Origin of the sequence: Conexibacter woesei DSM 14684 (genome assembly GCF_000025265.1) — a bacterium.
Taxonomy (GTDB): domain Bacteria; phylum Actinomycetota; class Thermoleophilia; order Solirubrobacterales; family Solirubrobacteraceae; genus Conexibacter; species Conexibacter woesei.
This window is the reverse complement of record NC_013739.1, coordinates 677,672-696,717: the sequence shown is the minus strand read 5'-3', so window position 1 is coordinate 696,717 and position 19,046 is coordinate 677,672. Positions and strand designations below refer to the sequence as shown.

At 72.7% G+C, this 19,046-nt stretch carries 11 protein-coding genes; 8 read left to right on the top strand and 3 right to left on the bottom strand.

What is annotated here, in order from left to right; translation table 11 throughout:
* Nucleotides 1-45 precede the first annotated feature (45 nt).
* Nucleotides 46-882 (bottom strand): sigma-70 family RNA polymerase sigma factor, encoded by an 837-nt coding sequence (locus CWOE_RS03250; protein ID WP_041730050.1) that lies wholly within the window; start codon nt 880-882, stop codon nt 46-48.
* Between the two features lie 297 nt (nt 883-1,179).
* On the opposite strand from CWOE_RS03250, the gene CWOE_RS33260 reads away from it, so the two are divergent.
* Genes CWOE_RS33260 through CWOE_RS03215 form a run of 8 tightly spaced genes read left to right on the top strand, consistent with a single transcriptional unit; the run spans nt 1,180 to nt 10,032 of the window.
* Complete coding sequence (locus CWOE_RS33260) at nt 1,180-1,353, top strand: hypothetical protein (RefSeq protein WP_012932138.1); 174 nt, start codon at nt 1,180-1,182, stop codon at nt 1,351-1,353.
* A 13-nt stretch (nt 1,354-1,366) separates the two neighbouring features.
* Nucleotides 1,367-3,253 carry a molecular chaperone DnaK gene (gene dnaK, locus CWOE_RS03245; protein WP_012932137.1) on the top strand — a complete coding sequence of 629 codons (1,887 nt, stop codon included), beginning with the start codon at nt 1,367-1,369 and terminating at the stop codon, nt 3,251-3,253.
* Nucleotides 3,231-3,797: a nucleotide exchange factor GrpE gene (locus tag CWOE_RS03240; RefSeq protein ID WP_012932136.1), complete on the top strand. Its 567-nt coding sequence runs from the start codon at nt 3,231-3,233 to the stop codon at nt 3,795-3,797. The genes dnaK and CWOE_RS03240 overlap by 23 nt, the downstream gene beginning before the upstream one ends.
* Nucleotides 3,798-4,811, top strand: coding sequence for a DnaJ C-terminal domain-containing protein (locus tag CWOE_RS03235; protein WP_012932135.1), 1,014 nt, complete (start codon nt 3,798-3,800; stop codon nt 4,809-4,811).
* Nucleotides 4,812-5,147, top strand: a complete 336-nt coding sequence (locus tag CWOE_RS03230) for a chaperone modulator CbpM (protein ID WP_012932134.1) — start codon at nt 4,812-4,814, stop codon at nt 5,145-5,147. It abuts the gene before it with no gap.
* 3 nt (nt 5,148-5,150) lie between these two features.
* Nucleotides 5,151-7,829 carry an ATP-dependent chaperone ClpB gene (gene clpB / locus CWOE_RS03225; RefSeq protein ID WP_012932133.1) on the top strand — a complete coding sequence of 893 codons (2,679 nt, stop codon included), beginning with the start codon at nt 5,151-5,153 and terminating at the stop codon, nt 7,827-7,829.
* Complete coding sequence (locus CWOE_RS03220) at nt 7,826-8,383, top strand: general stress protein (RefSeq protein ID WP_012932132.1); 558 nt, start codon at nt 7,826-7,828, stop codon at nt 8,381-8,383. The genes clpB and CWOE_RS03220 overlap by 4 nt, the downstream gene beginning before the upstream one ends.
* Nucleotides 8,380-10,032, top strand: coding sequence for a hypothetical protein (locus tag CWOE_RS03215; protein WP_012932131.1), 1,653 nt, complete (start codon nt 8,380-8,382; stop codon nt 10,030-10,032). Before CWOE_RS03220 ends, CWOE_RS03215 begins: the two co-directional genes overlap by 4 nt.
* Here CWOE_RS03215 and CWOE_RS03210 read toward each other — a convergent pair.
* Together CWOE_RS03210 and CWOE_RS03205 are read right to left on the bottom strand one after the other, a co-directional pair.
* Nucleotides 9,971-16,816: a Calx-beta domain-containing protein gene (locus CWOE_RS03210; RefSeq protein ID WP_012932130.1), complete on the bottom strand. Its 6,846-nt coding sequence runs from the start codon at nt 16,814-16,816 to the stop codon at nt 9,971-9,973. The two genes, CWOE_RS03215 and CWOE_RS03210, sit on opposite strands and share 62 nt — an antisense overlap.
* A 132-nt stretch (nt 16,817-16,948) precedes the next feature.
* Nucleotides 16,949-18,979, bottom strand: coding sequence for an amidohydrolase family protein (locus tag CWOE_RS03205; RefSeq protein WP_012932129.1), 2,031 nt, complete (start codon nt 18,977-18,979; stop codon nt 16,949-16,951).
* Nucleotides 18,980-19,046: the final 67 nt, after the last annotated feature.

Sequence of the window (19,046 nt, the reverse complement as noted above, 5' to 3'; positions counted from 1 at the left end):
TCGAATGGTCGGTGATTCGACTCGTAGGCCGTCGCTCCCGGGTCGTCAAGCCGCCGCGGCCGCGCGCAGCTCGTCCAGCGCCTCGTGCTCCAGCTGCCTGACGCGCTCGGCGCTGAGACCGACCATGCGAGCGACCTCGCGGAGCGTCCGCTCCTGCCCGTCGAGGCCGAAGCGGGCGTGCAGGATCACGCGCTCACGCTGGCGCAGATCCCCGATCAGACGCAGGAGCCGGTCGCATTCGACGCGGTCCAGCACGCGGTCGAACGCCTCCTCAGCGCCTGGGTCCTCGAGCGGGTGCCCGCTCCGGCGTGCCAGGTCGTCCTCGTCGCTCCACGCCGGTTCGCTCTCCAGCGTCTCCGGAACCAGTTCGAGCGCGAGCAGCGTCTCGATCCGCTCGCGTGTCAGGCCGGTCGCAGCCGCGAGACGGACGCTGCTCGGCCCTGCGTCGTGGAGCCGCGTGAAGTCGCGGCGGGCAGCGCGCATCCGCGCCAGCTCCCGCAGGCCGCGGTCGGACATCACGACCGGTCGCGCCAATTCGGCGACGACCTGCTGCATCGCCTGGCGCACCCACCATGAGGCGTACGTCCAGAACGGCGCGCGGCGCGAGGGGTCGAACCGTTCCAGCGCGGTCAGCAAGCCGACGACGCCCGCCTGCATCAGCTCCGCGCGGTGGACGGACGTCACGCCGCGGTAGAGCCGCGCGACGCTGCCGATCAGCGGCATGAAGACGTCGACCAGCTCGTCGCGCGCGCCGGTCTCGCCGCCCTGAGCGGCGAGCACCAGCGCGCGTTCGCCGTGCCGACGGCGCAGGACGCGGCGACGCCGTTCGTCGCAGTCGACGGGTGGGTCGTGGTTGGAGCGCGGGGCCGATCGCGCTGCCATGAGCGCCGCCATCGATTCATCCCTGAGGGAGGTCCGCCGGGGCTCTCGGGATCCCGCCGGCGGCACCGGTGTCGAACCACGGACGGGTCGAGAGAGCCATGGCGCTCCTTCGGGGGTCAGGGAAGGGCGGTAGTTGCGGCGACCGTCGAGGCGACGGGACGCCCTTCTCCTCCGCCATCCGACGTACAACGGGGGTGCCCGCCGCGCTGCGTCCTAAACAGCTCGCAGATGAGGATGTCTCAGGGTTCCTTGCGGATTGGTTGACGACCACATCATCGCGGCCTACGGGAACGAGCGATGACCTTGATGACGACGGAGCAGCTGCCGTCGGGCGTGGTCGCGGCCAGCGCGCCGGACGAGCCGCGTACCGGTTTGGGCTGGCGCTCTCTGTTGGCGGACGTTGTCGGCAACGACCGCGAGGAACACGTCGGCGGGACGCTGCACGCGCGCCCAGTCGTCCCGGTGCATTGAGAGGAGGCCCAGAATGGCGAAGGCGGTAGGCATCGACCTCGGCACGACGAACTCCGTCGTGGCCGCGACCTTGGAGGGCGGACATGCCGAGGTGATCCCGAACGCGGAAGGCGCACGCACGACGCCCTCGGTGGTCGCGTTCACCGACGACGGGCAGCGGCTCGTCGGGCAGGTCGCCAGACGACAGGCGATCCTCAACCCGCAGGCCACCATCTACTCCACCAAGCGGTTCATCGGACGGCGCTGGGGCGAGGTCGACGAGGAGGCGAAGATCGTCTCGTACGAGGTCGTCAGAGGCCCGGACGACGCGGTCCGCTTCGAGGTTCGCGGCAGACAGTACGCGCCGGAGGAGATCTCGGCCCTGATACTGCGCAAGCTCGCGCAGGACGCCGCCAGATTCCTCGGCGAGAGAGTGACCGAGGCCGTCATCACGGTCCCCGCGTACTTCAATGACACGCAGCGCCAGGCGACCAAGGACGCCGGAAGAATCGCAGGGCTGGAGGTCCTGCGGATCATCAACGAGCCGACCGCGGCCGCGCTCGCCTACGGGCTCGACAAGAGAGGTTCTGAGACCGTCCTCGTGTTCGACCTCGGCGGCGGCACCTTCGACGTCTCGCTGCTCGACGTCGGCGACGGCGTGATCGAGGTTCGCGCCACCAGCGGCGACGGTCACCTCGGCGGCGACGACTTCGACAAACGGATCGTCGACTTCCTCGCGGACGAGTTCAGAAACCAGCAGGGGGTCGACCTGCGCAGCGACCCGCAGGCGCTGCAGCGGCTCTACGAGGCAGCCGAGAGAGCGAAGGTCGAGCTCTCCTCCGCAACGACGACGACGATCAACCTGCCGTTCATCACCGCCGACGCCAACGGCCCCAAGCACCTCGACACGCAGCTGACGCGGGCGAAGTTCGAACAGCTCGTCAGAGACTTGACAGAGCGCACGCGCGGCCCGGTCGAGAGAGCGCTGGCCGACGCGAGACTGAGCGCCGACGACATCGACGAGGTGATCCTCGTCGGCGGCTCAACACGCATCCCGGCGGTCCAGAACCTCGTTCGGAGCCTGACCGGCGGCAAGGATCCGAACATGACCGTCAACCCCGACGAGGTCGTCGCGATCGGAGCCGCGCTGCAGGCCGGCGTGTTGAAGGGCGAGGTCGAGGACGTCGTGCTGCTCGACGTGACGCCTCTGTCGCTCGGGCTGGAGACGCTCGGCGGCGTGATGACGAGAGTGATCGAGCGCAACACGACGATCCCTGCGCGCCGCAGCGAGACCTTCTCGACGGCGGAGGACAACCAGACGGCGGTCGACGTCGTCGTGCTGCAGGGCGAGCGCGAGCTGGCGCGCGACAACCGTCAGCTCGCCCGCTTCCGGCTGGAGGGGATCAGACCAGCGCCGCGCGGCGTGCCGCAGGTCGAGGTCACCTTCGACATCGACGCCAACGGGATCCTCAACGTCTCCGCGCGCGACAGAGACACGGGCGCCGAACAGAGAGTCACGATCCAGGAGTCGACCAACCTCGACCAGTCCGAGATCGAGCAGATGGTCAGAGACGCCGAGGCGCACGCGGCTGAGGACAGACGGCGGCGCGAGGAGATCGACGCGCGCAACGAGCTCGACGCGCTCGCGTATCGCGTCGAGTCGCTCGCGAACGAGTTGGCCGACCGGCTGCCGATGCACGAGAGAGCGCGCGCCGAGCAGGCCGTGATCGACGCCCGCAGAGCGATCGAGGACGAGGCCGCTCTGGACCGCGTCCGCCCGTTGATCTCCGACCTGCAACAGCTCGTCAACGCGCTGCCGGCGGCGGCGAGCGCAGCCGCAGGGGCTGGCAACGGCTCCGGCGGGGAGCAGTCGAGTGCCGACGAGGAGGACGTCGTCGATGCCGAGTTCACACGAGAGTGAGCAGCAGGGGCCGCCTCCGCGAGGCGACGCGCCTCCCGAGCCCCCGGTCCCGCCGCCGGAGCCGACGCCGCCCGGCGAGCTCGAGCGGTTGCGCGGTGAGGTCGCGCAGCTCGACGACCGCTGGCGACGGGCGCTCGCCGACCTCGACAACTACCGCAAGCGCACCGCCGCTGAGGTCGAGCGGCGCAGCGGCGAGGCGCGCGAGCGGCTGCTGACCGACTGGCTCGAGGTCGTCGACAGCGTCGAGCGGGCACTGCGGATGAGACCTGGCGACAGCAGCGAAGACGAAGGCCTGCGACCGGTCCTGCAGCAGATGGAGACGCTGCTGCAGCGGCATGGCCTCAGACGGGTCGGCGCCGTCGGCGAGCCGTTCGACCCCGAGCGCCACGACGCGATCGGTGTGCGCGAGACCGACGAGCTGCCCGACCGCGCGATCGCCGACGTGGCGCGATCGGGTTGGGCGCTCGGCGACCGCGTGCTGCGTCCCGCGCAGGTGCTCGTCGCGCGCCATCCAGCCGGCGTCGGGCGGTCCGGAGCGGAGTAGATGTCGGTCGGCTTCCGCGACTACTACGACACGCTCGGCGTCTCCCGCGACGCGTCTGAGGAGGAGATCCGCCGCGCCTACCGCAGACTGGCGCGCGAGAACCACCCGGACGTCAGCAGAGAGCCGGATGCCGGGCAGCGGTTCGCTGAGATCAGCGAGGCGTACGAGGTGTTGCGCGATCCCGACAAGCGGAGACAGTACGACCGCCTCGGCGCGAACTGGAGAGCGGGGCAGGACGTCTCCGGCGCCGAGGGGTTCGGCGGCTTCGGCGGCGGCTATCCCGGCGGCGGAGCGGGCGGGCCGAGCGGCGGCTGGGAGGACGTGCGGGTCGACTTCGGCGACGGCGCGGGCGGCGGCTTCGGCGGCGGCCCGGGGATGAGCGACTTCTTCGACCAGCTGTTCGGACGAGGGGCGGCGCGCGGCGGCACGGGCGCGGGCGGTCGCGGGGCCGGCGGCCGCAGCCGCTTCGAGGGCTTCACGAGCCGCGGCGACGACGTCGAGGCGGTGCTGGAGCTGCCGTTGGAGGAGGCGGCGGCCGGCGGCAGACGGTCGATCTCGCTCGCCGACGGCCGCGACTACGAGGTCGAGATCCCGCCCGGCGTCCGCGACGGGCAGCGGATCCGGCTTGCCGGCGAGGGCGCGGAGGGGATCGGCGGCGGCCCGCGCGGCGACCTCTTCCTGCGCGTCCGCATCCGCCCCCACAGACGGTTCCGCCTCGACGGCCGCGACGTCTATCTCGACCTGCCGGCGGCGCCCTGGGAGGCGGCGCTCGGCGCGACCGTGCGCGTCCCGACGCTGCGCGGCAGCGCCCGGCTGAGAATCCCGGCCGGCACCTCCAGCGGTCGGCGCCTGCGGCTGAGAGGAGAGGGCATGCCCGACCCGGGCGGTCGTCCAGGCGACCTCTACGCCGTCGTGCAGATCCACGTTCCGAGACGCCTCACGCGCGAGCAGAGAGAGCTGTTCGAGCGGCTCGCGCAGGCGTCATCCGACTTCGACCCGCGTGCGGGACTGTAGATGTCGGCGCCGACCCGCACGCGAATCGCCGCGCTCGTCGTCCCGCCCCCGGCCGAGCAGCTGCCACTCGACGCGGTCGCGCGTCGCGCGGGGCTCCATCCAGAGCTGGTGAGACGGCTCGTCGCGCTGGGCGCGCTCGAGCCGATCGCCGGGACCCGCGCGGCGCCGCGGTTCTCCACTGAGACGGCGTCGCGCCTGACCCTGATGCTGCGCCTGCGGCGCGACCTCGGCCTCAACTGGGCCGGCGCGCTGCTGGCGCTCGACCTGCTCGACCGCATCGAAACGCTGCAGGCGCGCTTGGCTCGTTACGAACATCCGACCGACCGCGGGAGATGACGCATGGATCCCGAGAGACTCACGCAGAAGACCCAGGAGGCGCTGCACGACGCGCAGACCAGAGCGCTCCGCTTCGGTCACACCGAGGTCGCGCCCGAGCACATGCTGCTCGCGCTGATCGCGCAGCCCGACGGCCTCGTGCCGCGGCTGCTGCTGCGCGCCGACGTCGACGCCGGCAGGCTGGCGGAGCAGCTGGAAGCCGAGTTGAGACGGCGGCCGCGCGTGAGCGGACCGGGGTCCGCGCCCGGCCAGGTCTACGTCTCCCGAAGGCTGAGCGAGCTGCTCGACGTCGCCGAGCAGGAGGCGCAGCGGCTCAAGGACGACTACGTCTCCGTCGAGCACGTGCTGGTCGCGTTCCTGAGAGCGGGCGGGGACACCGCCGCCGGCCGGCTGCTGAACGAGTCGGGTCTGACCACCGACCGCCTGCTGGAGATCCTGACCGAGGTGCGCGGCGCGCAGCGTGTCACCAGCGCGATGCCGGAGGGCGCCTACGAGGCGCTGGAGAAGTACGGCCGCGACCTCGTCGAGGAGGCCAGAAGCGGCAGACTCGACCCGGTGATCGGACGTGACGGCGAGATCCGCCGGGTGATCCAGATCCTCTCGCGCAAGACGAAGTCCAACCCGGTGCTCGTCGGCGATCCCGGCGTCGGCAAGACGGCGATCGTCGAGGGGCTGGCGCAGCGGATCGTGCGCCAGGACGTGCCCGAGGGGCTCAAGGACAAGACCGTCTTCGCGCTCGACATGGGCTCGCTGGTCGCCGGCGCGAAGTACCGCGGCGAGTTCGAAGAGCGGCTGAAAGCCGTGCTGACCGAGGTCAAGGCCGCGGAGGGCCGAATCCTGCTCTTCATCGACGAGCTGCACACCGTCGTCGGCGCCGGAGGCGGATCCGAGGGCGCGATGGACGCCGGCAACATGCTCAAGCCGATGCTCGCGCGCGGCGAGCTGCACTGCATCGGCGCCACCACGCTCGACGAGTACCGCAGACACATCGAGAGAGACGCGGCGCTGGAGCGGCGCTTTCAGCCGGTCGTCATCGACGAGCCGAGCGTCGAGGACACGATCTCGATCCTGCGCGGCCTGCGCGAGCGGTTCGAGGTCCACCACGGCGTCCGCATCCAGGACGCCGCGCTGGTCGCCGCCGCGACGCTGTCGCACCGCTACATCACCGACCGCTTCCTGCCCGACAAGGCGATCGACCTCGTCGACGAGGCGTGCGCCGTCGTGCGCACCGAGATCGACTCGCTGCCGCAGGAGCTCGACGAGATCACCCGCCGCGTGACGCGGCTGGAGATCGAGGAGGCGGCGCTCCAGAAGGAAGACGACCGCGCGTCCAGAGACCGGCTGCAGACGCTGCGCAAGGAGCTGGCCGACCTGCGCGCGCAGGCCGACGCGATGACGGCCCAATGGGAGGCTGAGCGCCAGGCGATCCACCGCTTGCAGCACCTGCGCAGAGAGCTGGAGGAGGTGCGGCGCGAGGCCGAGGACGCCGAACGCGGCTACGACCTCAACCGTGCCGCCGAGCTGCGCCACGGCAAGCTGCCGCAGCTGGAGCAGCGCCTGCGCGCCGAAGAGGAGCGGCTGAGCACCAAGCAGCACGGCGCTCGGCTGCTGCGCGAGGAGGTGACCGACGACGAGATCGCCGAGGTCGTCGCGCGCTGGACCGGCATCCCGGTCGCGCGGCTGATGGAAGGCGAGCGCGAGAAGCTGCTGCGACTCGACCAGATCCTCCACGAGCGCGTGATCGGCCAGGACGAGGCCGTCCAGCTCGTCGCCGACGCCGTCATCCGCGCCCGCGCCGGCGTCAAGGACCCGCGCCGGCCGATCGGCTCGTTCATCTTCCTCGGGCCGACCGGCGTCGGCAAGACAGAGCTGTCGCGCGCACTGGCGCAGGCGCTGTTCGACTCCGAGGACAACATGGTCCGGCTCGACATGTCCGAGTACCAGGAGCGCCACACCGTCAGCCGCCTGGTCGGAGCGCCGCCCGGCTACATCGGCTACGACGAGGGCGGCCAGCTGACCGAGGCCGTCCGGCGCAAGCCGTACTCGGTCGTGCTGTTCGACGAGATCGAGAAGGCCCACCCCGATGTCTTCAACACGCTCCTTCAGGTGCTCGACGACGGCCGCATCACCGACGCCCAAGGCCGCACCGTCGACTTCCGCAACACCGTCGTCATCATGACCTCGAACATCGGCTCGCAATACCTGCTGGACGGCATCTCCCCAGACGGCGCGATCTCCGACACGGCGCGCGGGCAGGTGATGGGCGACCTGCGCAGCCACTTCCGCCCCGAGTTCCTCAACCGCGTCGACGAGATCGTGCTGTTCAAGCCGCTGACCCTGGAGGAGATCGAGCAGATCGTCGAGCTGCAGGTCGAGGACGTCGGACGCCGCCTGGCACAGCGGCGGATGACCGTGCAGATGAACGAGGCGGCGCTGAGATTCATTGCCCGCGAGGGCTACGACCCCGTCTACGGCGCCCGGCCGCTGCGCCGCTTCGTGCAGCGCGAGGTCGAGACACGGATCGCGCGCCGGCTGATCGCCGGCGACCTCAGCGACGGCGCGAAGATCTGCATCGACGCCGACGGAGACGAACTGGTCGTCACCTACGTCAGCACCGAGGACGGTGACGGCGCCTCCCAGGACGGCGGCGGCGACCGCGAGCGCGTGGGGGCCAGCACATGAGCAACCACACGACCGACCAGACGATCCACGCCGAATCTCGCGCGCCCGCAGCCGCAGCCGGCGGCCGCCGCGTGGTCGCCTCCTCTCCCTCCTACGAGGCCGCCGAGCGGGCCGTGGACGCGCTCTCGGACCGCAAGTTCCCGGTCGAGCACGTCGCCATCGTCGGCGAGGGGCTCAAGACCGTCGAGCAGGTCACCGGCCGCCTGTCCTGGGCATCGGCGGCGTTGCGCGGCGCTGCCGTCGGCGCCCTCACCGGCCTGTTGATCGGCTGGCTGTTCGCCGTCTTCGACTGGTTCGACCCGGTCGTCTCACGCGGCTGGCTGATCTTCGACGCGCTCTGGTTCGGCGCCGTCATCGGCCTCCTCTGGGGACTGCTGCTCTACGCCCTCACCGGCGGCAGCCGCGACTTCACGTCGATCGGCGGCATCCAGGCAGATCGCTACATGGTGCTCGTCGACGACGCATACGCAGACGAGGCGAGACGAATCCTGGCGACGCCGCAACCGGAGACGCCGCCAACGGCGGGATCGCAGGCGCCCACGACGCCGACATGACCGAGCCCCGGTTGGGGCAAGCCGAATCCGTCACGCTCGGCCTCCTCGTCGCCCCAGGACTGCCGGAGCAGCTGGGGCCCGAGCTGGCCGACGCGCTCGCGCCGCTGCTCGCCGAGCGCGTCACTGACGCCGTCGACTGGTCAGTTCCGGTTCTGACTGACCCGGCGGCAGGCGACCCGCACGGCGGCGCGACGGCGATGGTCGACGCGGCGCGACGGCGAATGCTGGAGGAAGGCTGGGACCTCGCGATCGTGGTGACGGACCTGCCGCTGCGTTCCGGCCGCCGGCCCGTCGTCGCGGACGCCAGCGCGACCCACGGTGTCGCGCTGCTGTCGCTGCCGGCGCTCGGCGCAGTCGGCCTGCGCAGACGTTCGCTCGATGCGCTGCTGCGGCTCGTCGACGGACTCGCGGGCGAGAACCTCGACCTGCGCACCACGAGCGGAGCTGCGGAAGATGCCGCGCGGGCAGCACGCCGTCACCGCATCGACCGCCGTCTCCTCGAGCTGGCGGCTCCAGTGCGGCCAGAGCGCGCCGACGACGACGACATCGACATGCGCTTCGTCGCGGCGGTCGTGCGCGGCAACCTGCGGCTGTTGACCGGGATGGTGCGCGCCAACCGCCCCTGGCGGCTGATCGCCCGCCTCTCGCGCGCGCTGACAGCAGCGATCGCAACCGTCGTCTTCGCACTCGTCACCTCCGACATCTGGCGCCTGGCCGACACGCTGGGCTGGGTCCGACTCGCGCTGCTGACCGTCCTCTCGATCAGCGGGATCGTCGTCTTCTTGACCGTCGCCCACGCGCTGTGGGAGCGACCGCAGCTCCGGGAGCGGCGCGAGCAGACGATCCTTTTCAACGTCGCCACGACCCTGACCCTGACGCTCGGCGTGCTGACGCTCTACATCGCGCTGCTGCTGCTGACGAGCGCCGGCGCCGCACTCCTCGTCGATCCCGACGCAATGGCGCAGCAGCTGGGGCACGACGTCGGAGTCACCAGCTACATCCGCCTCGCATGGCTGGCCGGCTCCCTCGCGACCATCGCCGGCGCGCTCGGCGCAGGACTGGAGAGCGACGCAGCCGTGCGTGAAGCGGCGTATGGGTACCGGGCGAGCGGCGCCACGCTCGGTTCACCGTCGCAGGAAGACGAGCGCCAGCTCGACTTAGCCGGCAAAGCCCGGCGTCGCTGGTGCAGCCGACGAAATCGACGTCGATCAACCCTCGTGACGGCCTGCGTGCCACTCAGCGGCCCCCCGACGCCCCCTTGGACCGTGCAGGTGCAGCTCTCCCTCTGTATCGGCTCTGCCCAAGCGTGTTGGTCCTTTCCGCGGCCCTGCTCAAGCCGCCGCGACGCTGCGAGCCGCGCACGAGGTTGTCGCGCGCGGCGTCGCCTCGCGCAGCTCCGCGCGCGACGCCTCCGGCCGCGCGGGGCCGGAGTGGACGATCACGACGCTGTCCGGTCTGGCGCCGGGGAGCACGTCGACCACGGTGGTGAAGAGGTACAGCTCGGAGCGGACGCACTGCGCCGCCATCGACGCCGGGGTCAGCTCCCACCCCAGCGACCGCTCCGTCGCCACACCACCGAGGTGTTGCTCATCTGCCCAATGTTCCACCGGTCCGTCCGCGCCCGCGCTTCGCCGGCGCCTCGATCGTGACGACGCGTCGCGTCGTCGCCGTGCGCCCGTCGGGCTGGCGCACCCGCACCACGACGAGCGCGGTGACGCGCCCGCGTCTGGCCAGCAGCCGGCGCGCCGCCTTCGTCAGCCGCACTCTCGCCGGCATGCGTCTGCCCGGCGCCACCTTCACGCGCGTCTCGCCGAGCCGCAGGCCGGGCACGCCCGGGAGCAGCTTCCCTCCCCGCGCCGAGGCCCCGCCGGCGATCGGTCTGGCGCCTCTCGACGGGCGACAGCCGCTGCGATCGCACAGGACGACGACGATCGTCCCCTCGCACACCGATCCGGTCGCATCGCGTCTGCCGTTGCACAGGATCACGATCGTGACGTCGCCGTTGTCGTCAGGGCGGCACGGCGATCTGCACGAGCCGCTCCCTCTTCTGGAGGAGCCGCCACCTCTTCTGGACGAGCCGCCTCTTCTCGTCGTCGAGCCGCCGCCTCTTCTGGTCGAGCCGCCGTCTCTCCCGCCGTCGTCCTGCGGTCTTCTCGGCGGCGGAGGCGGGGGCGGCGGATCCTCGACCGTCACGGTCACGCGTGCGTCGGCCGACTCGGCGCTCCCGTCGCCGCCGCGGAACGCGAACTGGTCGGAGCCGCGGAAGCCGGCCTGCGGAACGTAGTCGACGAGGCCGGCGGCCGGGTCGAGACCCGTCAGCGCGCCGGTGACGGGCGAGGTGACGATCTGCACGGTCACGGGGTCGCCGTCGGGGTCGGCGCAGTCGAGCCGCACGCGACGGCTCTCGCCCGGCCGCGTCGCGACCGCCGCGTCGGCGCACAGCGGCGCGCGGTTGCCGCCGGGCGCCGGCGGCTGCACGCGCACGAAGCGGCTGACCGCCCCGCCCCCGGTGGCGAGCACCATCCGGCCGTCGCCGTAGAGCGCGATCTCGGGCTGGACGGCGAGCGTGCCGCCCTGCGCGTCGGGGTTGCCGCAGCGGCCCGCGTCGGTCGCGGGCGCGTTGCAGCGCGCCGCGCCGAGCGACCCGTCGGCGGCCCGGCGCAGCGACACGACGCCGCCGTCCCCGGTCGCCGCGTACAGGTCGCGCCCGTCCGGCGCGACCGCCATCGCGCCGGTGTCGAGCGACACCGGCACGACGGTCGCGCAGCCGACCTCCGGCCCGTACTGGTCCTCGACGCAGCCGCGGCGCTCCAGCGTCGCCGTGTCGAACTGGACGATCGCGCCGAAGCCGCTGGCGTAGAGCTGGCTGCCGTCGGGCGACCATGTGAACGCCTCCGCCTCGAACGGATTGGTGCGCCGATCGCCCAGCAGCCCGGTCGCCGGGTCGCGTCTGAACGTCGTCAGCGGCTGATGCCCGCCGCCGAACGCGAGCGTGGCGCCGTCCGGCGCCATCGCCGTCGTCGGGATCCGCTGGTGCGCCAGCAGCGGCGCGCAGTCGCCGCCGTTGGAGGGCGCGCCGCTGTCGGCGCAGCGGAAGGCGTCCGGGAGGCCGTCCCCGCCGATCCGCACCAGCCGCAGGTCGTCCTCGACGGCGACGTAGAGATGGCGTCCGTCCGGCGAGATCGACGAGACGTCCCAGCTCGTCTCGGCCGGCTCGAGCCCGCTGGCGCCGCTGCACGCCGGGCCGAGCGCCGACCAGCCGACGCAGCGTCTCAGCGTCAGCGCGCCGCTCTGCTGGTCGATCGCGAAGGCCGCGAGGCCGACGTGTCCGCTACCGCGCATCACCGCGTACAGGTGGCGGCCGTTCGGCGCGGCGGCGAGCTGCGAGACGCCCGCGTCGAGGAACGGGAACTCGGTCGAGCTGCCGCCGACGACCTTCTGCAGGTCGGCGCAGCCGGGCGCGCTCGTCGACGTCTCTCCATGGTGCTGGCGCGTGCGCACGCGCCAGCAGGCGGTCGGCGTCAGCGCCTCGGTCTCCGCGTCGCGCCGCAGGTGCCCGATCGAGACGCCGTCGGTCACGTACAGGTCGCGTCCGGCGGCGAGCGCGAACGAGGTGCTCCCGTAGGTGGCGCCGCCCGACTCGATGTCGCAGAGATCGTCCCGGTCGGGCTTGGCGACGCAGCCGAACGGCGCCAGCTCGCCCTCCCCGAGCGGCGCGTCGTCGTCGGCGATCGTGCCGGTCGCCGTCAGCCTGCCAACGGCGGCGCCCTCGACCTCCGAAAGCGTCAGCATCACCGTCTCGTCGTCCTCGTCGCGGCTGTCGACCACGATCGGCACGCGCACCGACCCGCCGTCGGCGTTGCGCGGGATCGTCACGACGCGGTCGACCGGCTCGTAGTCCTCGCCGGCTCTGGCGGTGCCGTCGGAGGTGCGCGCGCGGAAGGTCACGGCGGCGCGCGCCTGACCGTTCAGGTCGACCTCGAACCACAGGTCGCGCACGGTGCGTGTGCCCTCCGGCTCATGCGCGTCGGCCGCGGACAGCAGCCGCTCGGGACCGGCCGCGACCAGCTCGACGGTCCGCTCGGCCAGGTCGTCCTCCTCGGGATCGCCGTTGCCCGGCACCGAGTCGGCGTCCTCCGCCGCCGCCTCGACGACCTCGGCGGCGAAGCGCGCCTCGACGGCGCTCGTGGTCGCTCTCACGCGCAGCCGCAGCGTGCGCTGCTCCTGCGGGGCGAAGCCGCCCGTCGCCCAGCGGCCGGTCGCGGGATCCCAGACGCCGTCGCCGTCGTGGCCGACCAGCTCCAGGCCCGCCGGCAGCTCGACCGCGACGGTCGCGCCGCCGGTCGCCAGCGGCCACGCCTGTCTGACCCGCACGACGACGTCCGCCTCGCTGCCGGCCTCGATCCGGCGCGGCGCGTCGAGCGTCAGCTCGAGGTCGGACGGGACGTAGTCGGCGACGCAGGCGTCGCCGATCCCGTCGCCGTTCGCGTCCTCTTGGTCGGCGTCGGCGCGCAGCGGGCAGACGTCGCGGCCGGCCGGGACGCCGTCGCCGTCGAGGTCGGCGGCACCTGCCGCCGCCGGGTCGATCACGTCGCCGCCGGCCGGCGGCGGGTCGGGCGCGAACGGGTTGCCGTCGCCGATGAAGTCTCTGCCGATCTGCGTCGAGAGCTGGAGCTTGGACCACTCCTCGTAGCCGCTCATCACGTCGCGTCTGTCCGCCGCCGGCTGGAAGCAGCTCTCTCCGGCCGGGTCGTTGACGCCGTGGGCGATGCTCGCGGAGATCGCGCCGTCGTCGTCGAGGTCGAACCCCGTGCGCGACGGGACGAACACCGCCATGCACATCGACGGCGGTCTCGTGAGCCGCACGAACCGCGTCAGGCTCGGACGCCAGCCGTTCGCGCGGTCGGTCTCCGACAGCTCGACCGGCGAGCGCTCGTCGATCGCGCCCTCGTCGATTCTCAGCCCGTCGGTGCGGGCGTAGTCGAGCGGGTTCCCGTCGCTCGCCGACGAGTAGGTGTACGACATCACGCTCAGGTGGGCGGGGTTGTAAGGGCTGCCGTCGCTGACGCCGTTGTGGCGCAGCCCGAGCGTGTGCCCCAGCTCGTGCATCAGCACGTAGACCGTCATCGCGGCGTCGCAGCCGCCGAGCGACCCGCACCATCTGTGGCCGGCGCCGACGTTTCTGACCGCGGCGTCGGGGATCGCCGGCAGGCCGAGCACCGCCATGCGGTTGTCGGGACCGGCGCCTCCGGTTATCGCCCCCGGTCTGTTTCTGTCCCTGACGAGCGACTGCGCGGCCAGCACGTAGCGCACCGCCAGCCCGCGCGCCCCGAGGCGCGCGAAGCAGTCCGCGGCGGCACGGTCGCCCACCCGGCCGAACCAGCCGTCGCACGCCTTCGCGCGCAGGCCGTAGCGGTAGTCGGGCAGGTCGTCGGCGGTGCCCGGTCCGTGACCGAGCCCGTCGACGACCGGCTGCGACGGGACCCGCTCGTCGAAGGCCCGCCCCGGCCCGGAGCCCATCCAGTGCAGTCTCACGCCGCCGCCGGGCGCGGCCGCGAAGCTTCTGCTCAGCTCGGTCATCACGCCCTTGCCGGGGCGCGGGTCGCGCAGGCCGGGCGCCTGCTCCATCGCGTCGAGCTCGACGTAGAGGTCGCGCGCGCCGACGCTCCCGGGCAGCGTCAGCTCCCGGCCGCTGCCGTCCTGGTCGTAGTCGACCCCGTGGCGCTCCCACTCGTCGCAGACGCCGTCGCGGTCGGCGTCGCCGGCCAGCGCCGGCACGCGCGCGCCGCAGCCGCGCGCGAACTCCGACGTTCCCTCGGTCCCCTGCGTCAGCGCTGTGTAGCGCAGCGCGCGGTCGGCCTCGGCGACCTCCAGCGCGAACAGGCCGCGGCGATCGGGTCTGACGGTTCCGAGCAGGCGGCCGCCGCTGCCGACCGCGCCGCTGTCGGAGATGCCGTAGAGATCGACCGTCAGGAGTTCCGGGGTCGCCGCCTCGATCACGCCGGTGACGAACCATCTTCTGCCGCGCGGGTCGTACGACTCCTGCACGCCGGTCGGCTGGTTGAGCCGGCCCTGGTCGCCGCCTCTGGCGTCGCGCGCCTCCAGCGGCGACGGCCCGTCGGCGCCGAGGTCGATCGGCAGCGCGTCCGGGTCGCCGAACGTGTTGCCGCGCACGACGGCGCCCGCGCCTCTGCCGAGGACCGCGACGGCCGCGCCGCCGCTGGGGCCGAAGCGGTTGCACTCGTCGCTGGAGCAGTCGGCGGTCAGCGTGCGCGAGCGCGGCGCGCCGACGACGACGCCGCCGGTCGCGTTCTCGATCCGGACGCCGTTGCGGCCGTTGGGCAGCTCCACCCCGCCCGCCACCACGACGCCGATCCGGTTGGCCTGCACGAGACGGTCGACCGCGAGGCCCGAGACGCGCACGCCGTCCTGATGGCTGCTCGCGATCGTGTTGCCGTGGCCGGGCGCGCCGACGGCCGTGCCGGAGGCGTCGCGCACGACGACGCCGGAGCCGTTGGCCCCAGGGACGCCGGCCTCGTTCACGCCGATCGAGTTGCGCAGGACGACCGTGCCGCGGACGGCACCGTCGACGCGGACGCCGGTGCCGCTGTTGCCGATCTCGTTGCCGGCGCCGTCGACCTCGCCGCCGACGCGCGTGCCGGACGGCGCGCCGACGTCGGGGTGCTCCTCGACCATGACGCCCGTCCCGTTGCGGTACTCGCCCCGCGACCCGCCGTCTGCGTCGAAGCCGAGCCGGTTGCCCTCGACGCGGGCGCCGGTGGAGCCTCTGCCGATGACGGCCACGGCCGCCCCGCCCTGGCCGACGACGGTGTTGCCCTCGCCCTCGGCCGCGCCGCCGACGACCGCCCCGGCGGCGCCGATCACCGAGATCCCGTACGCGCCCGGCAGGACGGTGCCGGTCGGGCCGACGCCGGCCGTGTTGCCGCGCACGACGTGGTCTCTGCCGGCGAACAGCACGATCGCGTGGCCGCGCTCGCCGCCGATCCGGTTGTCGGAGATCCGCACCGCGTCGGGCGCCGCGCCCTCGTCGGGCTCGACGCTGATCCCATGCACGTCGTCCTGGAAGCGCCGGGTCCCGGTCGCGTCGGTCCCGATCGTGTTGCGGCGGACCTGCGCGCCTCTGAGCGCGCCGCCGAGCAGCACGCCGTAGCGGTTGTTCGCGAGCAGGTTCCCGTCGGCCTCGTCGAAGCCGCCGACGATCACGTCTCTGCCGCCGAGGACCAGCACACCCGGGCCGTCGTTGCCGGTGTCGTTGCCGAGCTCATCGACGGCCTCCCGTCCGGTTGCGTCGAGGCCCGCGACGTTGCCTCTGACGACGAGGCCGTCGAGGTCCGCGCCGATCGCCGCGATCGCGCTCGCGCCGCCCGCGGCGAGGTGGTTGCCGCTCACGTCGGTGCGGACGGCGTCGGCGACGAGGATCCCCTCCGCGCGGTTGCCGAAGGTCGTCGCCCACGAGCTGACGGTCTCGTGCGCGCCGTCGAAGCCGACCCAGTTGCGGCGCACGACCGTGTCGTCGGCGTTCACCCGGATCGCGCCGCCGATGCCGGACTGCTTCGAGCCGTGGCCGGTGGCGGCGACGGTGTTGCCCGCGATCGTGACGCGGCTGGGGCGGTCCGGCCGATCGGCCTGCGGCCCGACCGCGATCCCGTCGTCGTCATTGCCGACCGGCGTGCCGCCGGTGGCCGACAGGCCGATCCAGTTGTCCTCCACCGAGGTGAAGGAGCTGGCGCCGTCCACTATCACGCCGCGCTCCAGGCCGGAGACGACGTTGCGCTCGCCGGGCAGCAGGCCGCCGATCGACGACTGCGTCACCGCGGTCGCGACGATCCCGGCGCTGTCGACGCTGCCCGGGATCTCGCGCCCGCGATCGGAGACGCCCTCGGCGTCGAGACCGAGCCAGTTGCCCTTCAGGTGCGCCTCGGCGGCCCGCAGCAGCTGGACCTGCGCGCCCGGGAAGGAGTGGATCACGAGCCCGCGGATCGTGACGCCGGCGGTGTCGCGCACGAACAGGCCGTGCGGCGGACGCACCGAGAAACCGCTCTGCGGCGGCGCCGTCAGGTCGGGCGCCAGCAGGCTGCCGTCAAGCTCGATCCCCGGTCTGCCGTTCGCGAGCGCGCCGTGGATCTCCATCGCGGTCCGGATCACGGGCAGCGCGGTCGCCGGTCTGATCGCGACGCCCGGCGGCGTCGCCATCACCAGCCTGTCGCTCGCCACGTCCTCGTTCGCTGTCTGGATCGCCGCGCGCAGCGTGCAGACGCCGTCGGCGGTCTCGCAGTCGCCGTCGCCGGCGCGGGCGTCGGGTGCGTCGGCGGCGGAGCCGACGACGATCTCGGCGGCCGTCGCGGTCGCGGGGACGAGCGCGGCGGAGAGGAGCGTCAGGACGACGAGCAGGGCGGGCGGGAGCGAGCGCATCGCTGGATCGTGGAGGGCCGGCGCGATACCTCCCTCCCCCGATCGGCACCGCCGGGTCGGCCGAACGACTTGATCGTCTCCTGGCGATCGGCCAGCGGCGCATGAGCGCTATGCCCGGTCGCGGCGGCCTTCTCAGCGCACCGGCCGCGCAGCAGCCTCCGCCCGCTCCCACATCCGCAGGTACGCCTCGGCGCCGTCGGCCATGTCCTCGACGATCTGGTCGCCGCCGACGAGGCGCAGGTCCTCGATCCAATCTGGATACAGGCCGTAGTGGTCGACGCCGTCGGCGTTGACGTCGTACACGCGGGTACCCGAGCGCTGGCGGTCGATCAGCGTCCCGCCGTCGAACGACCGGAACGGGTAGTGGACCGCTCCGCCCGTGCGCGGCCCGGGCTGCGCGTGGAGACCGTTCGTGTCAGAGCCGTAGCCGATGCCGAACAGCTCACCCGGGTCGCGGTCAGCGCGCGCTGCACGCCATTCCTCCACGAACGACGACGCTCCGCTCGTGATCGGGCCGACCATGCCGCCGAGCTGCTGGATGCGGCGGCGGCTGCCGCCGTCACCCCAGCTGTGACTCGAGATCACGCCCCCATAGCCCTCGGCCTCGAGCAGCGCGAGCGTCTCCCGGCGCGCCTTCGCGCTCATGTGATCGGTCTCGATCAGCATGCCGCGGTCGATCATCGCCCGGATCGCGGCCTCGCCGAGCGGCGTGAGGCCTTTCGGGTTGCACAGCGGCCCCGGCGGATAGATCGGGAGCTGGCCCTCGAGCAGCGGCTGCGCGACGAGCGGACCGAGCAGCGTGTAGATCAGCGCGGCCTGATCGCCGGCCAGGTTGGTCGGCTCGTTGTCGGTGTCGGCGGCGCCCGCGCAGTTCGCGGCGGCCCAGAAGCGGCCGGTCGCGTACTTGTTGCCGACGTTGACGAGCACACCTGTCGTCCCGGCGTCGAACTTCGTTCCGGCGAGCGCGTTGTCGAACTTGTGCACGGGGAAGAGCGAGCGCACGCCGATGTCGTGGAGCCGGTCGAGCTCGGCCTCGATCTGCGCCGTGCTGCAGCGCGGGACGCCGTTGAACTGACCGCAGCCGAGCACCTCGGAGATCTCGACCCCGAGCACGACCGCAAGCTTCCCGGCATTGATGACGCGGCGCGCCTCGGCCGGGCTCTCGACGATCCGCAAGAAGCCTCTGCCGGGGCCGCCGAACTGAGCGTCGACGTAGTCCTGGAGGGCGACCATCTCCTCAGCCTGCGCGAACGCGCTCGCCATCTCGTCGCAGTCGTTCTGCTTGAGCGGGTACAGCTCGCACAGCGCGCGGTTCTCGACCAGGTCGTTGACCATCAGGCGCAGGCCCGAGCGCCAGGCGCGCTCGATCCACTTCCAATACGTCCCCTCGTGGGTCAGCGACTCGTCGCGCGGCCAACCGGCGAAGCTCGGCCAGCCGTCGGTGTCGTGCGTGCCGATCGGGCTGCCCGTCGACAGCACGTTCTCGAACAGGGCGCCCGCGCCATTCGGGAAGTGGTCGGAGCAGTCGCGCAGCGCAACCGTGACGCCGTACGGACTCCACGGCTTGCCGCAGTGGAAGCGCCCGCCGAGAAACCGCTCCGCGTTGAGGTGAACGTGGGTGTCGAGGAACCCGCGCACGCGCGCGGTCGGGCTCGCCCCGGTGAACGGGGTGCCGGAGACGTTCAGCTCGGCCTCGGGAAACGTCGCGCAGCCGTCGGCGGGGGTGAACGACCAGCGCGGTGCGGTCGCGTCGCTCTGTGCCACGCGGCGCAGCACGCCGACGCCGAGCCGGCGGCCGCTCGCGACGTTGGTCAGCCGCAGCGCTCCGCCCTCCTCGACCGCGCGCCAGTCAGCCACGGGACCCGGCCCGGTCGTCGGGATGACCGTGCCGAGCGGGCCGGAGGCGGGCATGCGGCCGTCCGGGCCGTAGAGCAGGTAGCTGCCGAGCGCGGTCGCCTGCAGACGGAACGGGGTCGCACCGGCGGCGGTCGTCGCGCTCGCGGCGTAGCCGATGCTGTCGCGGACGACGAAGCGGCCGCTCTGGACGTCGCGCAGCGCGTAGCAGCCGTTTGCGTACTGGTAGACGTCGGCGGTGGCCGGACTGGGCAGCATCAGCACTATCAGGAACGCGACCAGCAGCACGACAGCTCTCAGCACCTTCATCGCTCCTCCCTCGGCTCCCTCGACGCCGGCATTGTTGCCACTTCGGCGCGATTAGAAACAGGTCCGT